Origin of the sequence: Bradyrhizobium sp. 2TAF24, from assembly GCF_052115025.1 — a bacterium.
Lineage (GTDB): Bacteria > Pseudomonadota > Alphaproteobacteria > Rhizobiales > Xanthobacteraceae > Bradyrhizobium_A.
In genome coordinates, this window is record NZ_JBFRFW010000023.1 from 1 (window position 1) to 22458 (window position 22458).

The 22458-nt window shown below is 65.5% G+C and carries 23 protein-coding genes; 9 read left to right on the plus strand and 14 right to left on the minus strand.

The features are described from left to right. Positions 1–536: 536 nt before the first annotated feature. The 4 genes from AB4Z37_RS28060 to AB4Z37_RS28075 are packed head-to-tail and all read right to left on the minus strand — an operon-like array spanning position 537 to position 6281. Positions 537–2177 carry an acyl-CoA synthetase gene (locus AB4Z37_RS28060; protein WP_441520002.1) on the minus strand — a complete coding sequence of 547 codons (1641 nt, stop codon included), beginning with the start codon at positions 2175–2177 and terminating at the stop codon, positions 537–539. Beyond that, positions 2174–3343, minus strand: coding sequence for an acetyl-CoA acetyltransferase (locus AB4Z37_RS28065; protein ID WP_441520003.1), 1170 nt, complete (start codon positions 3341–3343; stop codon positions 2174–2176). The genes AB4Z37_RS28060 and AB4Z37_RS28065 overlap by 4 nt, the downstream gene beginning before the upstream one ends. Before the next feature lie 29 nt (positions 3344–3372). After that, positions 3373–5256 carry a TRAP transporter large permease gene (locus AB4Z37_RS28070; protein ID WP_441520004.1) on the minus strand — a complete coding sequence of 628 codons (1884 nt, stop codon included), beginning with the start codon at positions 5254–5256 and terminating at the stop codon, positions 3373–3375. 5 nt (positions 5257–5261) lie between these two features. Beyond that, entirely contained in the window at positions 5262–6281 is a 1020-nt protein-coding gene (locus tag AB4Z37_RS28075) for a TRAP transporter substrate-binding protein (protein ID WP_441520005.1), read from the minus strand. A gap of 170 nt (positions 6282–6451) precedes the next feature. Here AB4Z37_RS28075 and AB4Z37_RS28080 point away from each other — a divergent pair, with 170 nt between their 5' ends. Together AB4Z37_RS28080 and AB4Z37_RS28085 are read left to right on the plus strand one after the other, a co-directional pair. After that, positions 6452–7315, plus strand: coding sequence for an IclR family transcriptional regulator (locus AB4Z37_RS28080; protein ID WP_441520006.1), 864 nt, complete (start codon positions 6452–6454; stop codon positions 7313–7315). Positions 7316–7739: 424 nt separating this feature from the next. Beyond that, positions 7740–8063 (plus strand): DUF6678 family protein, encoded by a 324-nt coding sequence (locus tag AB4Z37_RS28085; protein WP_441520007.1) that lies wholly within the window; start codon positions 7740–7742, stop codon positions 8061–8063. A gap of 61 nt (positions 8064–8124) precedes the next feature. On the opposite strand, the gene AB4Z37_RS28090 is transcribed toward AB4Z37_RS28085, so the two are convergent. Both AB4Z37_RS28090 and AB4Z37_RS28095 read right to left on the minus strand, forming a co-directional pair. Beyond that, positions 8125–8250: a hypothetical protein gene (locus tag AB4Z37_RS28090; RefSeq protein WP_441520008.1), complete on the minus strand. Its 126-nt coding sequence runs from the start codon at positions 8248–8250 to the stop codon at positions 8125–8127. Continuing rightward, positions 8250–8540 carry a hypothetical protein gene (locus tag AB4Z37_RS28095; RefSeq protein ID WP_441520009.1) on the minus strand — a complete coding sequence of 97 codons (291 nt, stop codon included), beginning with the start codon at positions 8538–8540 and terminating at the stop codon, positions 8250–8252. The genes AB4Z37_RS28090 and AB4Z37_RS28095 overlap by 1 nt, the downstream gene beginning before the upstream one ends. Before the next feature lie 114 nt (positions 8541–8654). Here AB4Z37_RS28095 and AB4Z37_RS28100 point away from each other — a divergent pair, with 114 nt between their 5' ends. Further along, positions 8655–9287 (plus strand): dihydrofolate reductase family protein, encoded by a 633-nt coding sequence (locus tag AB4Z37_RS28100; RefSeq protein WP_441520010.1) that lies wholly within the window; start codon positions 8655–8657, stop codon positions 9285–9287. 20 nt (positions 9288–9307) lie between these two features. Here AB4Z37_RS28100 and AB4Z37_RS28105 read toward each other — a convergent pair whose 3' ends face one another. The 3 genes from AB4Z37_RS28105 to AB4Z37_RS28115 form a co-directional block, all read right to left on the minus strand. Continuing rightward, complete coding sequence (locus AB4Z37_RS28105) at positions 9308–10225, minus strand: nucleotidyl transferase AbiEii/AbiGii toxin family protein (protein ID WP_441520011.1); 918 nt, start codon at positions 10223–10225, stop codon at positions 9308–9310. Continuing rightward, the gene (locus tag AB4Z37_RS28110) at positions 10212–11066 is read right to left on the minus strand and encodes a type IV toxin-antitoxin system AbiEi family antitoxin domain-containing protein (RefSeq protein WP_441520012.1); all 855 of its coding nucleotides are present in this window, start codon (positions 11064–11066) and stop codon (positions 10212–10214) included. Before AB4Z37_RS28110 ends, AB4Z37_RS28105 begins: the two co-directional genes overlap by 14 nt. Before the next feature lie 314 nt (positions 11067–11380). Beyond that, positions 11381–12175 carry an AraC family transcriptional regulator gene (locus AB4Z37_RS28115; RefSeq protein WP_441520013.1) on the minus strand — a complete coding sequence of 265 codons (795 nt, stop codon included), beginning with the start codon at positions 12173–12175 and terminating at the stop codon, positions 11381–11383. Between the two features lie 201 nt (positions 12176–12376). Here AB4Z37_RS28115 and AB4Z37_RS28120 point away from each other — a divergent pair, with 201 nt between their 5' ends. Beyond that, on the plus strand, positions 12377–13291 hold the full coding sequence (locus AB4Z37_RS28120; protein ID WP_441520014.1) for a DMT family transporter: 915 nt from the start codon (positions 12377–12379) through the stop codon (positions 13289–13291). A gap of 24 nt (positions 13292–13315) precedes the next feature. Here AB4Z37_RS28120 and AB4Z37_RS28125 read toward each other — a convergent pair whose 3' ends face one another. The 3 genes from AB4Z37_RS28125 to AB4Z37_RS28135 all read right to left on the minus strand — a co-directional run bounded on the left by AB4Z37_RS28125 (position 13316) and on the right by AB4Z37_RS28135 (position 15538). Beyond that, positions 13316–14497: an acyltransferase family protein gene (locus AB4Z37_RS28125; protein ID WP_441520015.1), complete on the minus strand. Its 1182-nt coding sequence runs from the start codon at positions 14495–14497 to the stop codon at positions 13316–13318. Positions 14498–14984: 487 nt separating this feature from the next. Further along, the gene (locus AB4Z37_RS28130; RefSeq protein ID WP_441520016.1) at positions 14985–15131 is read right to left on the minus strand and encodes a hypothetical protein; all 147 of its coding nucleotides are present in this window, start codon (positions 15129–15131) and stop codon (positions 14985–14987) included. A 254-nt stretch (positions 15132–15385) separates the two neighbouring features. Continuing rightward, positions 15386–15538 carry a hypothetical protein gene (locus AB4Z37_RS28135; RefSeq protein ID WP_441520017.1) on the minus strand — a complete coding sequence of 51 codons (153 nt, stop codon included), beginning with the start codon at positions 15536–15538 and terminating at the stop codon, positions 15386–15388. A 278-nt stretch (positions 15539–15816) separates the two neighbouring features. Between AB4Z37_RS28135 and AB4Z37_RS28140 the strand changes: the two genes are divergently transcribed. From AB4Z37_RS28140 to AB4Z37_RS28155, 4 genes are read left to right on the plus strand one after another with little or no spacing between them, the layout of a single operon-like run. After that, positions 15817–16161: a type II toxin-antitoxin system RelE/ParE family toxin gene (locus AB4Z37_RS28140; protein WP_441520018.1), complete on the plus strand. Its 345-nt coding sequence runs from the start codon at positions 15817–15819 to the stop codon at positions 16159–16161. Beyond that, entirely contained in the window at positions 16154–17296 is a 1143-nt protein-coding gene (locus AB4Z37_RS28145) for a HigA family addiction module antitoxin (protein WP_441520019.1), read from the plus strand. The genes AB4Z37_RS28140 and AB4Z37_RS28145 overlap by 8 nt, the downstream gene beginning before the upstream one ends. Next, entirely contained in the window at positions 17296–17880 is a 585-nt protein-coding gene (locus AB4Z37_RS28150; RefSeq protein ID WP_441520020.1) for a hypothetical protein, read from the plus strand. Before AB4Z37_RS28145 ends, AB4Z37_RS28150 begins: the two co-directional genes overlap by 1 nt. A gap of 24 nt (positions 17881–17904) precedes the next feature. Further along, the gene (locus AB4Z37_RS28155) at positions 17905–19044 is read left to right on the plus strand and encodes a hypothetical protein (RefSeq protein ID WP_441520021.1); all 1140 of its coding nucleotides are present in this window, start codon (positions 17905–17907) and stop codon (positions 19042–19044) included. A 253-nt stretch (positions 19045–19297) separates the two neighbouring features. Here the strand turns inward: AB4Z37_RS28155 and AB4Z37_RS28160 are convergent, their stop codons facing one another. After that, positions 19298–20671: an aminotransferase-like domain-containing protein gene (locus AB4Z37_RS28160; protein ID WP_441520022.1), complete on the minus strand. Its 1374-nt coding sequence runs from the start codon at positions 20669–20671 to the stop codon at positions 19298–19300. A 48-nt stretch (positions 20672–20719) separates the two neighbouring features. On the opposite strand from AB4Z37_RS28160, the gene AB4Z37_RS28165 reads away from it, so the two are divergent. After that, positions 20720–21196, plus strand: coding sequence for a DUF983 domain-containing protein (locus AB4Z37_RS28165; protein ID WP_441520023.1), 477 nt, complete (start codon positions 20720–20722; stop codon positions 21194–21196). 258 nt (positions 21197–21454) lie between these two features. Here AB4Z37_RS28165 and AB4Z37_RS28170 read toward each other — a convergent pair whose 3' ends face one another. Beyond that, positions 21455–22258: a hypothetical protein gene (locus tag AB4Z37_RS28170; RefSeq protein WP_441520024.1), complete on the minus strand. Its 804-nt coding sequence runs from the start codon at positions 22256–22258 to the stop codon at positions 21455–21457. Positions 22259–22458: the final 200 nt, after the last annotated feature.

The window sequence follows — 22458 nt, forward strand, 5'->3', positions numbered from 1 at the left end:
TTCTCTGTCCAGGCCTCACTCCTCATCCTGAGGAGGCGCATCGCGCCGTCTCGAAGGATGAGGCCCGTGACGCAGCTGCCTCATGGTTCGAGACGCGCGTGCCGCGCTCCTCACCATGAGGAGAGAGGTGCGCGCGGCGGGGGGTAACACGTGCGAACATCCGATCCATTCTCTGTCCATGCCTCACTCCTCATCCTGAGGAGGCGCATCGCGCCGTCTCGAAGGATGAGGCCCGCAACTCAGCGGCCTCATGGTTCGAGACGCGCGTGCCGCGCTCCTCACCATGAGGAGAGAGGTACGCGCGGCAGGGAGTAACACGTGCGAACATCCGATCCATTCTCTGTCCAGGCCTCACTCCTCATCCTGAGGAGGCGCATCGCGCCGTCTCGAAGGATGAGGCCCGCAACTCAGCGGCCTCATGGTTCGAGACGCGCGTGCCGCGCTCCTCACCATGAGGGGAGAGAGGCGCAGCCGCGGAGAGGGCAGTTCCACCTTCTCCGTCATGCCCGGGCTCGTCCCGGCCATGACGAAATAAGCTACCCCGCCGCCGCGGCCGGCTTGTCGAGCGGCAGCAGGCCGCGGGCGGCGAGTTCGTCGCGGACGGCTTTCTTGGTGATCTTGCCATAGGCCGACTTCGGCAGCGCGTCCCAGAACACCACGCGCTTGGGCAGCTTGTAGCGCGCGACCTTGCCGTCGGCCCAGGCGAGCAGCTCCGGCTCGTTGAGCTGCGCCCCCTCGGCGAGCACGCACACGGCGACGCCGACCTCGCCCCAGGTCGGATCGGGCACGCCAACCACGGCGACCTCGGCGAGCGCCGGATGGGTCAGGAGCTTCTCCTCGATCTCGCGGGGATAGATGTTGGACCCACCCGAAATGTACATGTCCGAGGCGCGGCCGGTGATGTAGAGGAAGCCTTCCGCATCGACATGGCCGAGATCGCCGGTGCGGAACCAGCCGTCGCGGAACGCCTTCGCGTTGGCTTCGGGATTGTCGTAGTAGCCGGCGAACACCGCGGGGCCGCAGACGCAGATCTCGCCGGTCTCGCCGGGCGCGCGTTCGTGCCCCTCGTCGTCCTGGATCGAAATCTGCATGCCGGTGCGGGCGAAGCCGCAGGTGCCGATGCGCGCGGTCGGATGATCCTCCGCATCGTGCAGCGCCGGCGGCAGCACGGTGATATTGCCCGTGACTTCGCCGAGGCCGAAATACTGCACCAGCACCTTGCCGAGCTTGCCGAGCGCGCGCTTCTGGTCCTCGCGGTACATCGGCGCGCCGGCATAGATGACATAGCGCAGCGAGGAATGATCGTGCGCGTCGACGGACGGATGCTCCGCGAGCATCTTCAAAATGGTCGGCACGGTGAACAGGTTGGTGATGCGCCAGCGCTCGACCAGCCGCCACGCTTCGTCGACATCGAAACGGTCGGACGCCGGCAGCACGGTCTTGACCGCGCGCGCGGTCTGCACCAGCGCATGGATGCCGGCGCCGTGGGACAGCGGCGCCACCACCAGCGAGGCATCTGTGGACGTCGTGCCCGGCATCAGGTCGCAGAGGTGATTGGTGATGACGAACGCCATCTGGCCGTGGGTCAGCACCGCCGCCTTCGGCCGGCCGGTGGTGCCGGAGGTGAAGAAGAACCAGCAGGGATCGTCGCGCACGACGTCGGCTTCCGTCACGGTCGCGCCGTCATGGGCGCGCACCAGGGCGTCGTAGTCCTCGCCGAAGGTCGCCCCACCGATCTCGATCAGAACGCGGATCGCCGGCGCCGCGGCGCGCGCCACGGCGGCGTGGTCGGGGCATTCGCTATGGCAGATCATCGCCACCGCGCCGCTCGCTGCCCCGAGATAGGCGACGTCATCCGACGTCTGGCGGAAGTTGGTCGGCACCCACACCGCGCCGATGCGGAAGCAGACGAACATCGATTCGAACATCTGGTTGCAGTTCTTCGACTGCACCAGCACCCGGTCGCCCTTGCCGATGCCGCGCGCGGCGAGCGCCGCAGCCATCGCATCGACGCGGCGATCGAACGCTGCCCATGTCCACTGCTGCTCGCCCCAGACGAAGGCGATGTCGGCGCCGTGGCGGCGGGCGGCCTGGCGCGCGAAATGCGCCAGGTTCATCACCCGCTGCGACACCGGCGCGAGGCCCCCCTTCGGCGAATGATCGAGGCTGCCGCTCACTTCTGCCGCTCCAGGATCGAGACGTAGTTGGCGACCGCGGCGCCGCCCATATTGAACACGCCGGCGAGCTTCGCGCCGTCGATCTGCATGTCGCCGGCCTCACCCATTAACTGAAGACAGGCCATGACATGCATCGACACGCCGGTGGCGCCGACCGGATGCCCCTTGGACTTGAGCCCGCCCGACGGATTGATCGGCAGGCGGCCGCCCTTCTCGGCGATGCCGTCACGCACCACGCGATAGCCCTCGCCCGGCGCGGCGAGGCCCATCGCCTCGTATTCGATCAGCTCCGCGATGGTGAAGCAGTCGTGGGTCTCGACCAGGCTGAGATCGTCGAGGGTGACGCCGGCCTCGGCGCGCGCCTTGTCCCAGGCGAGGCGGCCGCCGGCAAACGCGGTGGGGTCGCGGCGCGACAGCGGCAGGATGTCGTTGACATGCTGGCGGGCGCGGAAGCCCACCGCGCGCTGCAGCGTCGCCGCGGTCTCGGCGTCGGCGACGACGATGGCGGCAGCGCCGTCGGAGATCAGCGAGCAGTCGGTGCGGCGCAGCGGTGCTGCGACATAGGGATTCTTGTCGCTGACGGTGTTGCAGAACTCGAAGCCGAAGTCGCGGCGCATCTGGGCGAACGGATTGACCACGCCGTTGCGATGGTTCTTGGCGGCGATGTGGGCAAGCTCGGCGCTGCGGTCGCCGTAGCGCTGAAAGTAGTTCTGGGCGATGCGGCCGAACACGCCGGCGAAGCCGCCGGGGATGTCGCCCTCCTCCTTGCGATAGGACGCGCTCAGGAGAATATCGCCGGTCTCGGCGGTCGGTTTCGCCGTCATCTTCTCGGCGCCGACGACGAGGGCAATGCGGCCGCGGCCGCTGTCGACGAAGTCGAGGGCGGCATAGAGCGCCGCCGATCCCGTGGCACAGGCGTTCTCCAGATGGGTCGCCGGCACATGGGCCAGCTCCGGCACGCTCAAGGCGACCTGCGCGCCCTCGAAGCCCTGCTTGGAGAAGCCGCTGTTCATGACGCCGACATAGACGCCGTCGACCTCGTGGGCGTCGACGCCGGCATGCTCCAGGGCCGTCGTCGAGACGCGGCCGAGCAGGCTTTCGACATCGGGATCGTCGAGCTTGCCGAAGGGCGAATGGGCCCAGCCGACGATGGAAGCGCGGGTCATCAGGTCTCTCCGTTACGAAAGTGAAAACGTCATGGCAGGAAGCCGATGGAGATCCACGGCACCGCGGCGATCACCGCCGTGCCGATCAGCAGCGCCAGCATGTAGCCCCAGATCGGCTTCATGCCTTCATGGGGTGCGACGCGGGCGATGGCGCAGGCGGCGTAGTAGCCGACGCCGAACGGCGGCGCGAACAGGCCGATGCCCATGGCGAGGATCACCACCATGGCATAGTGCACCTCGTGGATGCCGACCGCGCGGGCGATCGGGAACAGCAGCGGCCCGAACAGCACGATGGCGGGAATGCCCTCCAGCACCGAGCCCAGCACCACGAAGGCGGCGATCGACACCACCATGAAGGTGGCGGCGCCGCCCGGCAGGCCGGTCATCGCCGCGGCCAGCGCGCGCGAGAAGCCGGATTGCGTCAGCCCCCATGCCATGCCGGTGGCGGTGCCGATGATCAGGAGGATCGCACCGGACAGACACGCGGTGTCGACGAGCATCGGCAGGAGACGCGACCAGTCGAACTGGCGGTAGATGAGAAGGCCCGCGAGCACCGCATAGACGATGCCGATGGTCGACACTTCGGTCGCGGTCGCAACGCCCTCGACCACCGCGGCGCGGATGACGAACGGCAGCGCCAGCGCCGGCAGCGCCACCAGCAGCGCGCGGCCGATCTGCCGTCCGCTGGCGCGCGGCGGCAGCGTCACCTCCGCGCGGCGGGCGCGCCACCACACCACGAGGCCGAGCGCCAGCGCCAGCACCACGCCGGGCAGAAGCCCGCCGGTGAACAGCGCGGCGATCGACACGCCGGTGACCGAGCCGATGGTGATCAGCACGAGGCTCGGCGGCACGGTCTCGGTCTGCGCGCCGGTGGTGGCGAGCAGCGCGACGAGATCGCCGGGCTTCGCCCCGCGCTTGATCATTTCCGGAAACAGCACCGGCGCCACCGCGGCCATGTCGGCGGCCTTGGCGCCGGAGATGCCGGACACCAGATACATCGCGCCGATCAGGACATACTGAAGACCGCCGCGGACGTGGCCGAGCAGGCTCGCAAGGCAGGCGACCATGGCGCGCGCCATGCCGGTCATCTCGATGAGCAGGCCCAGAAACACGAACAGCGGCACCGCCAGCAGTATGAGATGGCTCATGCCCTCGTCCATGCGGCCGACCAGCACCATCATCGGCGTGCGGGTGGTGAGCGCGAGATAGCCATAGACCGCAAGGCCGAACGCGAAGGCGATGGGCACGCCGGTGAACACCGCGACCGCGACGACGCCGACAAAGAAGATCACGAGATTGAAGTTGCCGAGGCCGCGGAACAGCGGCTCGGCGAGCCAGAACGCGGCGCCGATCGCGGCCAGCGTCGCCAGCGCACCAAATACGCGCATCAGACTTGCCTCGCGGGCGAGGCGCAGCAGCGCGAACATCACCATGACGCCGATGCCGACGGGCAGCGCCGCGGCGCGCCATGCATTGGAGATCTCCAGCGCCGGCGTGGTGATGAAGGTTTCTTCCTGGGCGTACTCGAACGCCGGCCAGGCGATGAAGGCGAGGAACGCGAGCGCCGCGCCGATGGCAACGACATCGAGAAAGGCACGCGCCGGCGGCGACAGCCGCGCGACCAGCGCGGTCATGCGCATGTGCTCGCCGCGGCGCAGCGCGATCGCCGAGCCCAGCATGGCGAGCCACAGGAACAACATCGAGGCCAGCTCGTCCGACCAGATCAGCGGCCGCTGCAGGCCATAGCGCGCGACCACGCCGGCGAACAGGATGATCACCTCGGCGAGCACCAGCGCCGCGGCGGCGAGCTCGACCAGGCGGCCGAGGCCGCCGTCGAGCCGGGCGAGCACGGCGCGGATGCCGACGGCTGCGCCGCCGGCATGCACGCCGTCATGGCCCGGGCTGTGGGCCATCACGCTCACGACAGCTGGCCCACCGCGGCCTCGAGCGTCGACCATCCCTTGTCGCCGAACTTGCCCTTCCACTCGCTGTAGAAGCCGGCCTTGCGCAGCTTGTCGCGGAACGGCGCCGGATCGGGCTGGTTGAACTTGAGGCCGCGCGCGGCCAGTTCCTTCTCGACGCCCGCGTTGAGCGCAGCAACGTCGGCGCGTTCGTTCTCGGCGGCGGCGTTGATGTGCTTGGCGACGACGGCGCGCATGTCGGCCGGGATCTTCTCCCAGGCGCGGCGGTTGGCGAGGAACCAGAAGCCGTCCCACATGTGATTGGTGACGGAGCAGTAGACCTGCACCTCATAGAGTTTTGCGGTCGAGATCAGCGCCAGCGGGTTCTCCTGGCCTTCCACCACCTTGGTCTGCAGCGAGGAGTAGACCTCGTTGAAGTTGATCGACGCCGGCGCGGCCTCGAACGCCCTGAACATCGAGGTCCACAGCGGCGACACCGGCACGCGGATCTTGAAACCCTTGAGATCCTCCGGGCCGACGATCGGCTTGGTCGACGACGTGATCTGGCGGAAGCCATTGTCCCAGATCTTGTCCATGGCGACGAGATTGGCTTTCGCGATCTCCTCGCGCACGAAGGCGCCGAGCGCGCCGTCCATCGCCTTCCACACCGCGTCGGTGTTGGGGAAGGCGAAGCCGACGCCGTTGATCGCCGCCGCCGGCACCAGCGTCGAGAGAATGAGGCCCGACAGGGTGAAGAACTCGACGCCGCCGGAGCGCAGCTGGCTCAGCGTGTCGGTGTCGGAACCCAGCTGGTTGTTGGGAAACACCTGCAGGTCGAAACGCCCGTCGGTCTCGGCGCGGATCGCCGCCGCCATCTCGCGGGCGCGGATGTTCATGGGGTGCGTATCAGGCAGGTTGTTGGCGTACTTGTAGGTGAAATCGGCTGGCGCGGCGCGCGCGACGAACGGCGCTCCCAGCGTGCCCGCGGCGACGGCGGTGGACACCCCCGACAGGAAGGTGCGGCGCGACAGTGTCATGAATTGCTCTCCCGGCATTGCAGTCAGCGTTTCCAATCGGTCCATCAAATGGACCTTGTTTTGTCTTGATCGCGGCCGCATTGGAAAGGCTGGTGTGCACCCGTCAACCCCATTGTGAAAACCCCATGAATCCGGGCAAAATCGGGGCAGGACGATATCACGAGGTCCATATGGTGGATCACCAGCGCCTGATCGCCGCCCGCAAGGTGGTGCAGAGTTCGACCCGCGCCTCCGAAGGCGGGGCGCAGAGCATCGACCGCGCTGCGACGCTGTTGCTGCTGGTCGGCCGCGCCGGCGTCGCGGGCGCGCGGCTGTCCGATCTCGTGGCGCAATCGGCGCTCGCCAAGCCCACCGTGCGGCGCATGCTGCTGGCGCTGGTGCGCGCCGGCCTGCTCGATCAGGACATGACGACGCGCGCCTATCACATCGGCCCGGAGATCTATGCGCTGGGCACGCTGGCGAGCACGCGCTTCGGCATCCATGGCGCGGCGCTGCGCTCGCTGGTGCGGCTCAGCGAGCATTCCGGCGACACTGCATTCCTGTCGGTGCCGCGCGACGTCTATGCCATCTGCCTGCACCGCGAGGACGGCGGCTACCCCATCCGCGTGCAGGCGCTGGAGGCCGGCGACCGCCATCCCCTCGGCGTCGGCGCCGGCAGCCTCGCCATGCTCGCGGCAATGACCGACGCCGAGGTCGAGACCATCATCGCCGCCAACATCGCCGACGGCTCGCTGAAACCCCATCCGAACTATTCGGCGGCGCGGCTGCGCGACCTCGTGCGGCAGACGCGCGCGAGCGGCTACGCCCTCAACCCCGGCATGATGCTGGCCGGCTCGTGGGCGATCGGCGTCGCCATCCGCGATGCGCGCCAGCGCCCCATCGGCGCCCTCTCCATCGCCGCCATCGAGCACCGCATGACGCCCGAACGCCAGCGCGAACTCGTGCCGCTGCTGCAGGCCGAAGCGCGCGAGGTGGAGCGCCGGCTGGCGAAGACCAAGGCCGGCGCGGAGATGGGGAAGCGGGGCGCGAGATGAGGGCCTACTCGACCTGCGTGCGGCCGAGAAGCCAACCGGCGCATCGATCATTCTCTGCGTCATCACCGGGCCGGCGCGTAAGCGCCGTGACCCGGTGATCCAGCTTCAAAAGCTCCCGTGACGTGGTGAGCAAGCTGGATTGCCGGGTCAAGCCCGGCAATGACGCGGTGGCGATGAGATGCCTCGTACACAAACCCGACCACGCACGCCGCACCTCACACGTGAAGCCGCCAATGCACCACGCCCAGCCGCACCGTCAGCAGCAACATTGCACTCACCCTCACTCCTCATGGTGAGGAGGCGCGCCAGCGCCGTCTCGAACCATGAGGCCGAGGCGCTAGCAGCTTGCGACGGTCCTGCGTCGATCGGCCTATGTGCCTCTTGCGGCCAATCGACTATCCTGCAGCGATCGAGCGGCTGAAGGATGCTCCACGTGTTGAATCCGGTGATGAACAATACGAAGTGGAACGAGCTTCGGCTGGGAATGTACGGGCTCGCGCAAACACCGGCCTGGAGCACACTCTCCACGAATGGCTACAAATCGCGGCCTGATCGCGAATGGTACTATCACTTCAGTATTGGCGGTTATGCCGACATCATCCATGTCGACATCCTCGTGGAGAATGCCGCCCACCGCGAGACAGTGCGACGAGTCCTGCAGCATATCCACGTCCCCGGCGAGGAAACGCCGGAGGGCTTTCGTGTATTCGGGTACCTGCAGGACGGCCAGGCCGCTGACTATCTGTAGCCCTGCCACACAGGCTCGCTCCCCCCCGCACCACGTGTACGGCGGCGACGGAACGCCACCATCATTTCATCCCCTGCTCGAGCTCGTCGAGCTCCTCTCGGGTCGTGACATGCCTGAACTTCAGGCCGCCGAGTTCGTTGGGATCGAGCGGCGTCGCGCCCTCCGGATACTCCATCAATCCCGGCATCAGTCGCTCCAGAAATCGGACGGCATCTCGCGGGCGAGGTCCTCGGCGATCCTGTCGATCTCCGCTGCGATTTTGGCGTCGGAAAGGTTCTGGTTTTCCAGCGCCATGTGTGTGCTCGCCGTCCTGACCAGGGCCGCGGCCTTCTTTCTGGCTTGAGCCATGATGACATCCTGGATGCGGCCCTCCGGCATGATGGCGTAGACGAACCGGCAGCCCATCGCCTCCGCTGCCGCCTGCATCGATTTGATCGACGCGGCGCCGGACAATTCGGCCTGCTCGGCCCGCGCCATGCGGGCAGGCGTTCGACGCTGCCAAAATGATGGGCCGCGCTCCTGACCAGTTGCAAACCAAAATCAGTTGAGTCACACTCGACTGGTTGCAATTTACAAGCAGATGGAATCGTCATGGGCAAGGTGCGTGTCGCGGGATTTGCAGTGTCGATCGACGGCTTCGGAGCCGGCCCCGACCAGGGCCTGGAGCATCCGCTCGGCAAAGGGGGCCGGGAGCTGCACAACTGGTTCTACCCGACGAAGGCCTTCCGATCGATGATCGGGCAGGACGGCGGCACCGACGATCGCTTCGCCCGCGCGGCCATGGCAGGCTTCGGCGCCTACATCCTCGGCCGCAACATGTTCGGCCCGGCGGGCGACAACTGGGGCGGCCCCGACTGGAAGGGCTGGTGGGGCGACAATCCGCCGTATCACGCGCCGACCTTCATCCTCACCCACCACCCCCGCGCACCGATCGTGATGGAGGGCGGCACGACCTTCCATTTCGTCACCGACGGCATCGACGCGGCGCTCGCGCAGGCCAAGGCCGCTGCGGGCGACCGCGACGTTAAGATCGGCGGCGGCGTCGCCACGGTCCGCCAGTACCTGCTCGCCGGCGCGATCGACGAACTGCATCTCGTCCAGTCGCCCATCGTGCTGGGGCGCGGTGAAGCGCTGTTCGCGGGCATCGACCTGCCGGGCCTCGGCTACCGGGTGACGGAAGTGGTCCCGACGGAGCTGGCGACGCATATCGTGCTGACGCGCTGAGCGCGCGGCGGCTTGCAACGCTATTGGGAGAATACCTCTTCCAGCCGCGCGACGAGCTGCGCCCTCGCCGGCGCATCCAGCTTGTCGAGATTGAGCTGCTTCCATTTCACGGCCGGCAGATCGGCCGCGCGGGCGACGCCGAGAAGATCCCAGTCCGGCTCACCGCGCTTGAAGCCGAGCAGAAACACGCGATGCGCTTCGGGCATCCTGCCCGCCACCTCGGCGATGAGCGCTTCGCGCGCTGCCACCAGTTCCTCGAGCGAGACGGGATCGGCGGCCATGCCATCGAAGCCGCGCTCGAACTCGCCACGGATATCCTTGCGCCTCGGCGCGATGACCTCCGCGACCGGACGGTCATGGCTGATCAGATAGACGACGAAGGCGCGCCGCAGGTCATTGTCGACGCCCTCGTTCGCGAGCAGGTCGCGGACGTCGAACAGGTCGCGCGGATGCTGGCGGTCGAGCGCTGCCACGATCTTGCCCGCGTAGAGATCGGCGAATGACACGACCTGCATTTCGGCGAAGCCAAACGAGTCTTCCACCGCGGAAGAGACCGATCTGATCTCGGGATCGAAGACACACCCGCGCAGCACCGGCGTGACCTCGATCTTGATCTGCGCGTCGTGGCCTTGCACCGTCAGCTTGGTGACGATGCCCTCCATCCGGTTGACGACCTCATTGACGCGGACACTGCGCAATCCCGACCGGATGGATGCCGCCATGCGCTTCATCCCGGCATCGATGGCCGCCAGCGATGCTGCGCGCGGAGCGACCGGCAGATAGGTCAGATCGATATCGACCGACAGCCGCGGCATGTCGCGCACGAACAGGTTGATCGCGGTGCCGCCCTTGAGGGCGAAGTCCCGCTCCGCCGCGACGAACGGCATCGCCGCGATGAGCAGCGTCACCTGCCGCTGAAACCGCTCAGACAGGGGCACTCAGGTCCTCCGGCACGGTGATCAGGTACGTGCGATCGAGCTTACCGCCTTTCACCAGCATGCGCTTGCCCTTGCCCAGATCGACCCTGCTGCGATCCAACCGGGCGAGCCAGGCGTGGTTGTGACGCTCCGCGAACCAGAACAGCAGCCGCTTGACCTTCACGCTCCTGCAGTCTTCCAGCAGCCTCTGCAGCCGCCCGGGAGAGAGATTGCGCAGGCCTTCGACCAGCATGTCGACCTGATGGAAGCTCTCATCGTTCGGCAGCTCGTCGAGCAGTTCCAGCAGCGCGCGCTCGGGGGACGACACAACCAGTGACCACTCGCCTTCCCGCAGCGATTTGAATGCCCCCGCCTTCAGGAGGTCGGCCGTGACACCACCGTGTTCGCGCAGGCGCTGTCCGCCATCGGCCGTGACGGGATCGGACGTGACGGGATCTGACGTGAACAGCACGCCGCTGTTGTGAAAGACGAACCGCTCCGCGAGCGGCAGCTTGAACAGCCAGCCGGGCGGCGCGTCGACGCCATGAAGATGCACGACGGTCGATCCATCGGCCCGCAGGTAGTGCGCGAAGCCCTGCAGCTCGAGCGCCGTGCGTCCGCCGACCGTCAGGGGATATCCGAGCAAGGTCTGCAGCGAGACGACGGCATTCTGCCAGGTCAGGGTGCCGAGCGGCCGCTTGAATGTGCCGCGGGTCGGCTGCACCAGCCATCCCGCCGCGACGTATTGCGTACGCAGGCTGGTCGAATAGCCGTTCCGCGTCATCCAGGCGGCGTCGACCAGCAGCCCCGCCGGCAGGGTCCGCTCCAGTCGGTTTAATTTTCCGCCAAAATACTCAGTCATGCTGAGTAAAATAGCGAAATATCAAACCTTGAGCAAGTTTGAAAATGCACTGATTCGCAAAGTAATACTTAGCAAAATAAATGATACATAAACCTGCTTGGCCCGAACTCGGCAGCGCAACCGCCGCCCTGCGCGCAGCGGTCGAAAACCGGCTGCGGGCATCGAATTTCACCTCAAACCGAGCAGGTATGTCGAAAATCAATTCGCGGTTCTGTTCGCGGACATCGCCGACACCCGTTCAGAGACATGGCTGACGGGTGTTCGGAGACATGGGTAACACCTCCATCACACCGCAGCCACCGCTCACGCCGCCCTTACTCCCCCGCATAAAACGCGCTCGGCGGCATGCCGAAGTGTTTTCGGAACATGGCTGTGAAGGCGCTCTGGCTGGCGTAGCCCGCATCGAGGGCGACGTCGATGATGCGCGCGCCGGCGGCGAGGCGCTCCAGCGCGGCGAGGAGGCGCGCCTGGCGGCGCCACTCCGCGAACGTCAGCCCCGTCTCCCTGGCGAACAGGCGATGCACGGTCTTCGCCGTGACGCCAAGACGGCGACCCCATTGCGCGGCGGTGGCGTCGTCGTCGGGCGACGCCATCAGCGCCTCGCACACCCGCCGCAGGGCGGCATGGGCCGGCATCGGCAGATAGAGCGGCAGCACGTCGCGCACCGTGAGTTCGTCCAGCAGCACGTGCAGCAGCCGCTCGTCGCGCGATCCCGCGGCATAGTCGCGGGGAATGCGCACGGCGGCGACCAGGAGCTCGCGCACCAGCGGCGACACGCCGATGACGCAGTTCTCTCGGGGCAAGCCCGGCGCCACCGCCGGATCGACGAACAGCGTGCGGATCTTGACCTCGCCGCACATCCGCACCTCATGCTCGGCGCCGGCGGCGAGCCACACCGCGCGGTTCGGCGGCACCACCCACGTTCCCAGCTCCGACTGCACGATCATCACGCCGGCGATGGCATAGAGCAGTTGCGCGCGCGGATGGGCGTGCCGCCCCGTGGTCATGCCATGGCGGTAGTCGACCTCCATCGCGGCGATCGGCCGCTCGGTGGCGTGATAGGCGAGATGCTTGCGGACGATCGCCGCATCGGTCGGCACCTGCTCCATCGCTCGGCTTTCCTTCGTTGGACGCGTCGGCTCCGGTCCCCGCCCGTGGTCGATCGGCGGAGACCGCCACCGCTGCGGCGAGGCCCTTCCGACCGGTCCAGCACCGGAATGTCCCAAACGCGATAATTCCCGTATCTTGTGCGAGAGACAAACCACGGCGCCCGCCGCTACGCAACGGCCTCTTTCCCTCAAGAGGTCACCATGCAAGCCCTGTCGTTTCTCTATCCGCTGATCGCCATCGTGCTGTGGGCGGGCAATGTCATCGCCTCGCGGCTGTCGGCCCATGTCATCGGGCCGCAGGCGATCACCTTCTATCGCCTGGTGCTCGCGGTGGCGCTGATGAGCACGTTCGTGCTGGTGCCGGCGTGGCGCAACCGCGCCACCATCTGGCCGCTGATCGGCAAGCTCGCGATCCTCGGCTTTCTCGCGATGTGCCTGTTCCAGAGCCTGTCGTATCTCGCCGCCGAAAGCACCACGGCGACCAACATGGCGGTGTTCACCGCGCTGACGCCGCTGCTCACAGTGCTGCTGAGCATCGCGCTRCTCGGCGAAGCACCGACGCTCGGCATGGTGGTCGGCGGCGTGATGTCGTTCGCGGGGCTGATCTGGCTGGTGAGCGGCGGCGATCCCTTGGCGCTCGCGGCGCAGGGCGTGCATCTCGGCGATGCGCTGATGTTCGTCGCCGCCCTCGTCTACGCGCTCTATGGCGTGCTCTTGAAGCGCTGGGCGCTGCCGCTGCCGGGCTGGCAGTCGACCTACCTGCAGGCGCTGTGCGCGCTCGCCATCATGTTCCCGGCGCTGCTCGCGACGCCCGCGCCGATGCGCCAGCTCGACGCCACGACGCTGCCGCTGATCGCCTATGCCGGCGGCCTCGCCTCGGTGGTGCTGCCGTTCTTCTGGATCCGCGGCGTCGAGCAGCTCGGCCCGAGCCGCTGCGCGATCTTCATGAACCTGCTGCCGGTGCTGACCGCCGTGATTGCCGTGGCGATGCTGCACGAGCCGATCCGCGCCTATCACCTGATCGGCGGCGGCATCACCCTCGCCGGTGTCGCCTGCGCGCAACTGCTGCGCCGCCCGCTCTGCACGCGCCGCGCGGCGACGCAGGCGGCGGAGTAGGCTGTAAGCGTGGCGGGGCTGCCGTCAGGCAGCTCCGTCGCGGACGCGGCTCAAGACGCCGAGCGGGGCCATGGCCGGAGCGGTGCGAACGTGGGGTAGCCCGTCCGCCGCCAGCGGCGCCGCGGCCGGGGCCGGCGCGGCCGCCGCGTCGGCGAAGGCGATATCAGCCTTCCTGATGCGGGTCCGCAGCGCCATCAGCGGCTTCTCCAGCCCCGCATAGAGCACCCAGGCCGCGGCGAGCGCGGTCAGCGCCGTGCCGATCGCGACGGGGACGGCAGGCGCGAAACACAGCGCGGCCACCACGATGACCGGCTCGTGCACCACGTAGAGCGGAAACGACAGGTCGCCGAGCGCACGGTCGATGCGCGCCAGCCGCCCGCCGACCCGCATGACCGACAGCGCCGCAAACAGCGCGATCAGCAGCATCATGATCAGGGTCTGCGCCAGCCGGTCGCGGGCGAAGCCCGCGGCCTCATGGAAGGCCGGCCGGTTGCACTGGTCGACCACGACGCCGACACATGCGACCGCCGCGATCACGCCGACGATCCGCGCCAGCGTGCGCGACGGCAGCGATGACGCGAGGTAGAGCCCGGCGCCGAGCACGAAATACGGAATGAAGCGCAGCATCGTCGGGGTTGTACGGGTGCTGTCGACCGCGAACACCACTCCCAGCGCGATGGCCCCGACCACCAGCACCGCGCCCTGGCGCCGCGCCGTCGTCAGATAGGGCATGGCGAACAGCGCGGCGAAGCAGACGAGGTAGAACGTGAACTCGACCCGCAGCGCCCACATCACGCCAAGAATTTCGTACTCCGACGTCACGCCCTTGGTGAACGGAAACAGATGCAGCACCGACGCCGCAATCAACTTGGCCATCCGCGGGACGATATGGTCACCCTGCGCAATGAAGGCCGCCCACATGACGGCCGTCAGCGTGATCACCAGCACCACCGCCGGCAGCAGGCGCACGGCGCGATTGGCCAGGAACGCGAAGGGACGATCGAGGTAAACGCGCGCCACGGCCTCCGTGATGATGTAGCCGGACGCCAGGAAGAACACGTCGACCGCGAGCGAGCCGAGCTCGAGATGCTCCTCCCGCGCAACGATGCCGGAGGGCAGGACGGGATGAATATGCTGCAGCACCACGCAGGCCGCCAGCAGCAGCCGAAACGCCCCGAACGGCTTGTAGGTGAGCGCGTGATCCATGCAATGCCCCTGCCTGCTGACGAACCGATGACGTGTGTAAGCAAGCCCGATGCCAGATCATTTCGGGGGACATTTGCGCTGACGGCGCCACGATCGCGCGGGCTGGACGCGCCGTCGCGTGCTCACAGGGCCGTCACGGCCCAGCGCAACACGACCTGTCGCATTCAGAAACAGCTTTGACCGAACGCCCGCGTCCCAATCCTGGGCAGCAGGGACAGATGACCGGTACTCCGGTGGGACGTGACCGAGCGCGCGCCGTCGGGTTGGCCACACCCACTGCGTCATTGCCGGGCGAAGATCGGCGAGGCCCGCTGCTACAAGAGTGACGAATGACAGGCGCCACACACGCCATCGTGGCCGGGCTTGACCCGGCCATCCAGCTTGCTCACAGCGATACGCGCGCTTGTTGAAGCTGGATCACCGGGTCGAGCCCGGTGATGACGCCGAGTGTGCGAAGGCGCTGCGTGTCTTCGCAGCTCCCTCCCCCCTACACGATCTGTGCACCGCTGCCCGGCCCCTTGAGCGCGAAGGCCAGCACCTGCAGGGCCTGGGCGAGGTCGGCGCGGTTGCGGGCGGCGCCGAGGGAGACGCGGAAGCCTCGGCGCGCCTGCGCGCGGCAGACTCTCCGTTGCACGGCCGGCCATACCCTCGAGCCGGATGCGAGGCACGATCGAGAGCACGACCACCACAGCGGTCGCCGCGAGCATCAGTGTCGACGGCGGCGCGCTCTGATAAGTCATGAAGAAGACCGCGAGGGGCAGCGGATAGCGCTAATGTAGAGGCTGCTGGAAAATCGACGCAGACCACCTGCAGCGATGGCGCAAAGCGCAGGGAGCGGCAGCTCAGCACCATGCCGGCGCCGAATCACAGCAGACACGCCCCATCGAACTATAGCGCGCGGCGCAGGCCGATTGCCGGAGTGATGTCCACCACGCTCGCGATCGCCAGCCATCGCGAGCGCGGGCAGATCGCCTGCGCCGCGAGCTCCGCGACGACATAGGCAGCATCGCGCGCCCGGCCGCGATCAGGATCAGCGCGCACACCAGGGTCACGACCACGCTGCCGAGCAGCGGCGGATAGATGCGCCGCATTGGCGGTCGGACACACCGAGGACAGTCGGCTGCTTCTTCGTACGCGATACTCTGCACGAGGCAGTCAGGCATTGGGGAGGCTGCGACCACGGGTTCCAAAATCCGAACGGCTCCCTACGTACCCGATACGAAACGAGAACACCCTTGACGCGGTCTTCCGCGTCAGCTATTAATATTACCAGATAGGTAACAAAAGCGCCGATGCATTGATTACTAAATAGGTACCAAATGGAAATTGGAGCCAAAGGTAAGCTCAAGGCGGCGCTCGAAAGCGAAGCAGCATGTCAGAAGCAATATGGCCGTGACATGATGAAGAAAATCATGCTGCGCCTGAGTGAGCTCCGTGCCGCCGTGTCACTGGCGGACTTTTGGCCGCCGATGTCTGGGCCTGAACGTTGCCATGAATTGAAAGGAGAACTTGCGGGCACCTTTTCGATCGATCTGAAACAGCCCTATCGACTGTTATTCGTGCCAATCGAGGAGAATGCCCCGAAGGACCGCTCCGATGAACAAAAGCGGTGGGCATCGATAACGAAGATCGAAATCGTAGCAATTGAGGATACCCATGGATAGCGATCAGCAAGCTACTCTGCTCCAGCCAACGGCTGTCCCGCATCCTGGCGAGGTCGTGGCGGACTATCTTGAATTTCATGGGTGGGCGCAACGTGATCTGGCGCGGCGTACAGGACTCACGCCAAAGACCATCAGCGAGATCTGTAATGGAAAGGCGCCGGTTACGGCCCCGACGGCACTTGCTTTGGAGAAGGTACTTCAGCGCCCGGCGCATTTTTGGCTCAACCTTCAGCGTCAATTCGACGAAGCTGAGGCGAGACACTTCGAGCTCGCGCAGTCCGCTCAATGGTCGGACTGGGCTCGCAAATTCCCTCTGAAGGAGATGCGGAAGCTCCGCTTTTTGAAGCCGGGACAGTCGGAAGTAGATGCCTTGCTTCACTTCCTCGGCGTCTCATCTCCTGAAAGCTGGGATGCTGTATGGAGCGCTTCGCGTGTGGCGTACCGACAAACCCGCAAATTCACGACCAGCGTCGAAGCAATCTCCGCGTGGGTCCGAGAAACGGAGCTTGTGGCAGCAGAACTTCAGACGGCGGATTTCAATGAGCACTTATTCCGTGCGTCGATCGAAGAATTGAGGCGCCTGACCAGAACACGGGCCAATGAGGTCATGGAACCAATTCAGAAGATTTGCGCGGCAGCAGGGGTTGCTGTTGTCTGGGTTCCAGAACTGCCTCACTGTGCGATTAGCGGCTGTGCGCGATGGCTCTCCGACAGGAAGGCTCTCATTGCTCTAACGCTTCGGTACAAAACTGACGATCAGATGTGGTTTACGTTCTTTCACGAAGTAGGCCACGTGCTCCTTCATAGAAGGAAGCGATCGTTCGTCCTAGATAACGCGGCCGACAATCTTTCGGATCAGATCGTTGATCCTGAAATGCAACAGTATGAGAGCGAGGCAAATCAGTTTGCCGGAGACACACTGATTCCACCTGCCGCTCTGGGCGAGTTCGTGCGGAAGAAGAGCTTTACAAACGAAGACATTCACGACTTTGCGGAAGCGATCGGAATCGGCCCAGGTATCGTTGTCGGCCGATTGCAGCATGAGCGCCTATTGGCGCGTCATCAAGGAAATGCCCTCAAGCAAAAGCTCGATTGGCAGCTTACTGAGGATGACGACCAGACTTGGAGGCATTGATGATTGGAAAAATCTTCATAACTAGCAGCGGCTACGATCCGCAGCTTGGGAAGCATGTAAAAGACCCTTACCTCGGACCCAATGCGAGCCTCGGAGCTTGTCGCCCTGATGTCAGGCGCCAAGTTAAAAAGGGGGACCATTTGTTCGTGATATCCGGCAAGCTTCCCAACGTGCGCCAATTCGTGATGGGCGGCTTCGAAGTTGCGCAAAAAATCGACGCCGTACAAGCGTACGAGCAGTTTCCTGATCAGCGCCTTCGAATGCGTGACGACGGTCAATTGACCGGAAACGTTATCGTCGATGTGAGCGGCGCACAGCACAAACTCGACACTCATGATCCGGCGACATTTGCCAAGCGCACCCCCAATTATATCGTGGGCACCGATTGCATTTCCTTGGTCGATCCAGCGGAGATTGCGCTCGGCCGCGAGCAAACGCTCGATGTGCTTCGGGAAATCTTCAAGAAGGACGGCGGATCCCCCTTTGAGATCGTCGGCCATTACGGCTCAAAGCTAACTGAAGACCAAGTCATTAAGCTGCGTGAATGGCTGCTCTCGCTGAAGAAAGTGACCAAAGCGGCTTAAAGACTTTCGAAGGAAGGTGCGGCCATGAGACGGCTTGATATGTTCAGCCAGCCTGAAAAGGCGGCATCAAAGCAGGCGATTGGTTGCGATATTAGGCCTGTCGGAAAACGGCGCGATGGCGGCACGAGATACTGGTGCCTTACGCACAGAGCCGATGCCACCGCCAAGTACGGTCGCCCTGCAATGGCATGCCGTGCGGCACATCTTCGACCGATTTTGCCTCATGAGATTCTCGACCTCGATCTCGACCAATATCCCGGCGGAGTGGGCCTATGGGGTGCTGTTCCACCCGTCTATGATACGACCCGCCTTCCCCTGGATTTTGGAATCCATGTTCACGCGCGGAGGGATTCCGACGGGGACAAGGACATAGACGCTACCTATCGGGCAGTCAGGCTGAATGGCCATCAGCTTCCGACGGAAGGCCTGCTGATTTCTGAAATCGATGCCGTGTACTACATGGTCAGCAGCGTATTTGGATTCGATGTGCGAGACGTCCGATGCACCCATTGTGGATATTCGCATCTCGATAAAGACTGGTTCAGCATCCACCCGCACCGTCGCCATCTGTGCGCAGGTTGCGGCAAAAATTTTCGAGATTCCGTTGTTGGGATCGGAAATCCTATTCGTGCAACACAAGAGACCTTGGGGCTGCTCCCGCGAAAGCCTGTTCAAGCTGGAAAGGTCCTCTCGCTCCAGCAGAGCGATTATGCTGGTGGCATACAACTCTGGGGTTCGAACCCCGCGATCATTTGGTCCTCAGAGAAGGCGGAGGAGGAAGGCATTCATGTGCATGCCTACAAAGCGGACGACGAAATAGCCGACCCTGACGACACCTTCTCGGCTGTGGAAATAGATGGAGTGAGATTGGACCCCGCCATGGTCCGTACACTGATGGCGCAAAACTCATTGCCTCATCTCGAAGCGCGTGTCGTCCCCCTGAAATGCAATCATTGTGACAGAATGGAATTCAGCTCTGGCGAGCAAGCCTTTACTCCGGTCGTCGGTCGTATTTGCTCGAAATGCCAGGGCGAACTCCGTGGGCCAACTCGATTGCGACGCACAATCGGAAATCCGTTGATAGCTACATTGGAGCAATTGTCGGCAAATGCACCGCGCCCGCCGCAGAAGCATGCCACGGGCCTGCTACCAGAAACGCTATGAGTCCGCATCGCACATCGGATGTGCTGCGAGGTGATCTGGGCTCATCCTGGACTGATCGCGCTGGCCGCCAAATCAGGCGCCCCCCCAAATCCAAGACCGGATCTTCTCGATTGTCGGCCTCGATCGAAGGCCGGGCTCGACCCGGCCATCCAGCCTGCTCGCCACACATCAGGCGCGCCGTGAAGCTGGATCACCGGGTCAAGCCCGGTGATGACGCAGAGGGCCAGGAAACGCTGCTGTCTTCACGTCGCCCTCACACGATCTGCGCACCACTGCCCGGCCCCTTGAGCGCGAAGGCCAGCACCTGCAGGGCCTGGGCGAGGTCGGCGCGGTTGCGGGCGGCGCCCAGCGACACGCGGATGCCGTTCGGCGCGTCGTCGGACACGGCGAAGGCGTCGCCGCCGACCACCGCGAGGCCATGGCGCAGCAGGTGCACAATGAGATCCTCGCGCGTCCACTGCGGCGGCAGCGGCACCCACAGGTGATGGCCGTGCGGCCGCGCCGCGACGCGCGTGCCCGTGAGATAGCGCGCGGCGAGCTGCTGGCGGCCCGCCGCTTCATGACGGATGGCGCGGATGATCTGCTCGGCGACGCCGCTCGCCATCCACTGCGTCACCAGCGCCACCATCAGCGACGCCGACATCTGCGCGGTCGCCTGCAACGCGCTGCGCATCGCCTGCTCGGTGCCGTCGTCAGGCGCCAGCAGGTAGGCGACGCGCAGCGCCGGCGCGATCACCTTGGACAGGCTCGCGGCGTAATACGTGCGCGCGGGAATGAGGCTCGCGATCGGCGCGACCTGCGGCTCGAGCGCGCCATAGGCGTCGTCCTCGATCAGCACGGTGCCGCTGCGATCGATGATGTCGGCCACCGCCTGGCGCCGCGCCGGCCCGAGCGTCGCCGTGGTCGGGTTGTGCTGGGTCGGCACGAGGTACACCGCTTTCGGCTTGTGCGCCGCGCAGGCGCGCGCCAGCGCGTCCGGCAGCACGCCCTCCTCGTCCATGGCGACGCCGACAAGGCGCACGCCAAGCCGCGCTGCGGCGGCCTTGAGGCCGGGATACGTCGCCGCTTCCGTCAGCACGACATCCCCCGGCGAGGTGCGTGTCAGCAGGACATTGAACACGATCGCCTGCGCGCCGGGATAGACGACCAGACGATCGGCGCGCGCCGAAGGAATGCGCGGATGCAGCCACGCCGCGCCGGCCTGCCGCTCCTCGTCGCTGCCGCCGGGCCGCGCATAGCTCAGGAACGCGCTGAAGCCGGCATCGCCGCGCACCGCGGCGAGCCCCTGCGCGATGCGCAGGTCGAGGTTCGCCTCCACCGGCTGCGGCGGGATGTTCATGGACAGGTCGATGGTGACGCGCGGCGGCCCGTCGGCAGTGCGTGTCGTCGTCTCCGACACGAAGCTGCCGCGGCCGACCTGGGCGTCGATCAGGCCGCGCTTGCGCGCCTCGCCATAGGCCCGCGTCACCGTGGTGAGGTCGATGCCGAGCGTGCGCGCCAGCGCGCGATGGGTCGGCAATTGCTGGCCGCGCACCAGGCGGCCGCTGGCGACATCGTCGGCGATGGCCGCGACGATCCGCAGGTACAGCGGCCCCTGGCCTTCGAATATTGTAGGGATCCAATCCATGCAATCTCGCGCATTGTCTTTGATTGTTGGGCGCTCAAACCATATTGTATGGATCAGCAATTGAAAAGAGTGAGAAGAGGTTTCGCCATGACGGACCCCAATGTGTCCCTGACCACGGCAACGCTGCGCGGCTTCGCGATGAAGTGTCCGTGCTGCGGCAAGGGCCGGCTGTTCGGCCGCTTCCTCAAGGTCGTCGATCACTGCAGCGCCTGCGGCGAAGACTACACCCACCAGCGCGCCGACGACTTTCCGGCCTATCTCGTCATCGTGGTGGTCGGCCATCTCATCGTGCCGGCAATCCTCGCCGTCGAGGTCGCCTACACCCCGCCCTACTGGCTGCACTTTTTGATCTGGCTGCCGCTGACGCTGTTCTCGTCGCTAGCGCTGCTGCAGCCGACCAAGGGCGCCATCGTCGCGCTGCAGTGGCACAGCGGCATGCATGGCTTCGAGCGCGCGCGACAGGCGCGGCTCGCAAGAGCGGCCGCGCTGCAGCCGGTGCCCGTGCGGGCACAGCTGAAGGCGTGAGGGGAAAAACAGCGGAGCGTCTGGTCTTCAGCACGCACCACTCCCACCGCGTCATGGCCGGGCTCGCCCCGGCTATCCAGCTTGCTCACCACACGGTGATGAATCGCTGAAGCTGGATCACCGGGTCACGGCGCTGCGCGCCGGCCCGGTGATGACGTAGAGAATGGAGCGGCGCTGTGCTCACCCCGTTATTCTGAGGTGCGCGCTGTTGCGCGCCGCGAAGGATGAACAGCCCCGGCGCAACCCCGGCCCTCGCCGTCAGTGCGCCGTCGTCACCTTTGCCGACATCGTCAGCACGCCATTCTCGATGGTGACGTCGGTATAGGCGAGCGGCTGCAGTTCCTCGTAGCGCAGGGTGCGCAGCGCGATGGCGTGGCTGTGCACCGGTCCTTGCGGCAGCCGCACGTCGAGCTTGAGCAGCTTCACCAGCTGGTTGATGCCCTGCGGCTCGGCGCTGACCAGCGTCACGGTCCAGTCGACCTCGATGAAGGCGTCGACGGTGACGATCAGCCTGCTCGGTCCACCGGGCATCACGTCGATCCAGGCATGCAGCGAGCCCGGCACCAGATCGATCACCGGCGTCGGCGCGCTATGCGCCGCCACATAGGCCTGGCAGCGTGCGTAGGTGTCGGGGCCGAACACCCTGACATAGATCGCCAGCACCAGCGCGTCCGCGGGAGCAATCAGATACCGGTCCACGCCGATCTGGCGATACACGACAAAGCGCGGCTCCGCCGGATCGCCGATCCTGAGCGGCGCTGCCGCGGCGGCTCGCTCCTCGATGTGGATCGCGTGATCACCGTTGCGGTCGACCACCGTCACGAATTTGGCCGATCGCGGATAGCCGGGGAATGCCTTCTCGGTCTCGAACGGCATCTCGAGCGGGCTGGTGATGCCCTCGCTCTCGAAGAACAGCGCCACCTGCGGCGGAAAGATCAGGAACGGCAGCTCATCCAGATACACCTTGGTCTGCATGGTCGGCTTCCAGCCGATAGCCCTGACATGCAGGACGCCGTTCTGGCGATAAGCCGTATAGATACCTGCTCCAAACGTCTTGGACATCAAATGCCTCCACTACCGAATGAATGAAACAGATTGTTTTCGAAACAGACCGGCCGTCAAAAAAACACGCGCGACGCCGGGGCCTTTATCCAAATCCTGCGCGCGGCAAATGACAAGAGCATCACAGCGCGCAGCACGAATAAACATCGACCTCAAAAAAACAAAGCCGCCGGCACGAACGGCCGGCGGCACGGATCGGG